The organism is Microbacterium sp. 69-10, from assembly GCF_001897945.1.
In the GTDB taxonomy this organism is placed as follows: domain Bacteria; phylum Actinomycetota; class Actinomycetes; order Actinomycetales; family Microbacteriaceae; genus Microbacterium.
This window is the reverse complement of sequence record NZ_MKRT01000025.1, coordinates 122,853-126,159: the sequence shown is the minus strand read 5'-3', so window position 1 is coordinate 126,159 and position 3,307 is coordinate 122,853. Positions and strand designations below refer to the sequence as shown.

General features: G+C 72.2%; 4 protein-coding genes. 3 read left to right on the top strand and 1 reads right to left on the bottom strand.

Annotated features, from left to right (window positions below; genetic code table 11):
* Nucleotides 1-20: 20 nt before the first annotated feature.
* Nucleotides 21-1,439: an MFS transporter gene (locus tag BGN97_RS13645; RefSeq protein ID WP_292702566.1), complete on the top strand. Its 1,419-nt coding sequence runs from the start codon at nt 21-23 to the stop codon at nt 1,437-1,439.
* Here the strand turns inward: BGN97_RS13645 and BGN97_RS13640 are convergent.
* On the bottom strand, nt 1,414-1,962 hold the full coding sequence (locus tag BGN97_RS13640; protein ID WP_292702564.1) for a TetR family transcriptional regulator: 549 nt from the start codon (nt 1,960-1,962) through the stop codon (nt 1,414-1,416). The two genes, BGN97_RS13645 and BGN97_RS13640, sit on opposite strands and share 26 nt — an antisense overlap.
* A 78-nt stretch (nt 1,963-2,040) precedes the next feature.
* On the opposite strand from BGN97_RS13640, the gene BGN97_RS13635 reads away from it, so the two are divergent.
* Together BGN97_RS13635 and BGN97_RS13630 are read left to right on the top strand one after the other, a co-directional pair.
* Nucleotides 2,041-2,619: a biotin transporter BioY gene (locus BGN97_RS13635; protein WP_292702562.1), complete on the top strand. Its 579-nt coding sequence runs from the start codon at nt 2,041-2,043 to the stop codon at nt 2,617-2,619.
* Nucleotides 2,609-3,307: an ABC transporter ATP-binding protein gene (locus BGN97_RS13630; protein WP_292702560.1), complete on the top strand. Its 699-nt coding sequence runs from the start codon at nt 2,609-2,611 to the stop codon at nt 3,305-3,307. Before BGN97_RS13635 ends, BGN97_RS13630 begins: the two co-directional genes overlap by 11 nt.

Here is a 3,307-nt window from a genome sequence, read left to right as displayed (position 1 = left end):
GCCGCCTCCGCGGTCCGCGCGTGACCGCCGCCGCAGAGCCGACGATCTGGGATCGCAGCCGCCTCGGCATCACGGTCGGTACGGTCGTGCTGATCTTCCTCGCCGCGATCGAGTCGCTGGCGGTCACCACCGTCATGCCCATCGTCGCGCGCGACCTGGACGGCGAGGCGCTGTTCGCTGTCGCGTTCTCCGCAACGATCTCGACGGGTGTGATCGGCATGGTCGCCGTGGGGGCGTGGAGCGACAGGTCGGGCCCGCGCGCACCGCTGTACACGGCCGTGGCGCTGTTCGCGGCGGGCCTTCTCGTGTCGGGCTTCTCGTCGGACATGCACACCTTCATCCTCGGGCGGCTCATCCAGGGGCTCGGGGCCGGTGGTCAGACCGTCGCCCTGTACGTCGTGGTCGCGCGCGTCTACCCGCCGCAGCTGCACGGCCGCATCTTCGCCGCGTATGCGGCGGCGTGGGTCGTGCCATCGATGATCGGGCCCTTCCTGGCGGGCGCGGTGACCGAGTACCTGCACTGGCGGTGGACGTTCCTCGGCGTCGCGGTGCTCACCGCCGCCGCGTTCGCGCTGGTCGTGTCGCGACTGCGGGGCGCGTCGCTGGACGCGGATGCCGGGTCGGACGCGGACGGCGTCGCCGACGCGGCCGAGCCTCCGCGGGGCGGGATCGCGCTGCGGATGCTGCTCGCGGTGCTGGTCGCAGCGGGCGCGGTGACGGTGGGTCTCGCGGCGGACGCGCCCGCGGCGGCGGGCGGCCCGATCGCACTGGCCGCGGTGCTCGTCATCGGATTCTCGCTGCTCCCGCTGCTGCCGAAGGGCACGCTGCGGGCGGTCTCGGGCCTGCCCAGCACCATCCTCATGCGCGGGATCGTCGCGGGCGCGTTCTTCGCCGCCGAGGCGTACGTGCCGAAGCTGCTGATCGACCGGTTCGGGTTCTCGCCCACGGTGGCCGGACTCGCCCTCACCCTGGCCGCGATCGGCTGGTCGGGCGCGTCGGCCGTGCAGGGCCGGTACGGCGACAGACTGGGCAGCGCGCGGATCACCTGGATCGCAGTGCTGCTCATGCTGACCGGAGTCGCGGGGCTCCTCTTCGTGAGCGCTCTCGGTGCGGATCCGTGGATCGTGATCTTGGCGTGGGGACTCGCCGGAGCGGGCATGGGGCTGCTGTATCCGCGGCTGACCGTCCTGACCCTGGCGTACTCCACCACGGCGAACGAGGGGTTCAACTCCGCGGCGCTGTCGATCTTCGAGGCATCCGGCTCCGCCGTCACGATCGCGCTGGCCGGCCTCGGCTTCGCGCTGCTGCCCGTGCTCGGCACGGGATACCTCACGGTCTACCTGCTGGCAGGGGTGCTTCTGCTGATCTCGCTGGTGCCTGGTCTGCGGATGGGCGACGGCGCGGGAACGGCGGTCAGCGCGGAGGGCGCGCCGCGCTGAGCGAGGCGAAGGCGCGGATGCCGGCGTCGAAGACCTCGTCGGCGTGCGCGGTCGGGTCCGCGGCGTCGGGTGCGACGGCTCCGATGCTCTGCGCGTGCATGCGCTGCTGCAGCAGAGTGGTGTGCCCGAGCACGAACACGAACACGGCGTCCGCGGCGTCGGGATCCGCATCGCCGAGCGAGGCGCCGAGAGCGTCCTGCGCGCGTCGCGTGCCGAGCCGCAGGGCATAGGTGCTCATCACGACCTCCGCGCCGTCGCGGTAGGCGAGCAGCGCGTCGCGGATGCTGCCCGCGGTATCGGCCAGTGAGGTGGCGGCGTCCGGAGCGGGGATCGTGTCGAGGATGCGCTCGGCGACGGCCGCGAGCAGCTCCTGCTTGCTCGCGAAGTGCCAGTACAGCGCGCTGGGCTGAACATCCAGCTCGGTCGCCAGGCGACGCATGGACAGGTCGGGCAGTCCCACCCGGTCGAGCAGGCGCAGGGCGCAGTCGACCACACTGTGACGGTCGTGTCGTGCGGGAGGCATGGCTCCCAGTATAGTGAACACCGTTCAGGTGAACAGTGTTCAGGACGGCAAGACTTCAGCCGTCCGAAAGGAGCCCCGATGACCGATTCGCCACGCCCGCTGGGCGCAGACCTCGCCCGTATCGCCGTCTTCGCCGCGCTGATCGTGGTGCTCGGCACCGCTACGGTGCCCGTCCCCGGGGGCGTCCCGATCACCGCACAGACCCTCGGTGTCATGCTCGCAGGCCTCGTGCTGGGCGCCAGACGCGCGCCCCTGGCCGTGCTGGTCGTGCTCGCCCTCGCCGCCGCGGGCCTGCCCGTGCTCGCCGGCGGACGCGGGGGACTGGGCGTCTTCCTGGGCCCCACGGCGGGCTACCTGCTGGGATGGATCGCCGGGAGCATCGTGATCGGGATGATCGCCCACCACGGCAGGTTCACCTGGTGGCGCGCGGGTCTCGGTGCGGTGCTGGGCGGCATCCTCGTGATCTACCTCTTCGGCATCCCGGTGCAGTCCTTCGTGACCGGTGTGCCGTTCGGGCCCACCGTGCTCTCCAGTCTCGTGTTCCTGCCCGGCGATCTGCTCAAGGCGGTCCTCGCCGTGGTCCTGGCCGTCGCACTGCGCCGGGCGTATCCGCGTGCGTTCCCGACCCGGGCGCGCGCCGTCGCGCATGCCGGCTGAGGCCGTCGCGACCGGCACCGCGATCAACTGCGAGGACATCGGTCTCACCGTCGACGGCGCCGAGCTGCTGCACGACGTCGACCTGCGGCTGACCGCGGGCCGCACGGCCGTCATCGGCGCGAACGGCTCCGGCAAGTCGACCTTCGCGCGGATGCTGAACGGTCTGCGGCTGCCGACCGCGGGGAGCCTGCGGGTGCACGGACTGGATCCGATGCGCGACGCGAAGGCGCTGCGACGCCACGTCGGCTTCGTCTTCACGAATCCGGAGGCGCAGCTCCTGATGCCGACGCCCGCGGAGGATCTCGCGCTCTCGCTGCCCGGCCTGTCACGGTCCGATCGAACGGCCCGGGTCGCACGGATCCTCGCGGAGTACGGCCTCGCCGACCGCGCGGATGTCCCGGTCTCCGAGCTCTCGGGAGGGCAGCGGCAGCTGCTGGCCCTCGCGTCCGTTCTTGCGACGCATCCGGGGCTGGTCGTCGCCGATGAGCCCACGACGCTGCTGGACCTGCGCAACGCCCGCAGGATCGGCGACCTGCTGCTGGGACTGGACGTGCCCCTCGTGCTGGTCACGCACGATCTGGAGCTGGCGGCACGATGCGACGAGGCGGTTCTCTTCGAGGCCGGCACCGTGCGGGCCGTCGGGGAGCCCGCGGCGGTGATCGACGAGTTCCGGCGGAGCTGCGCGTGA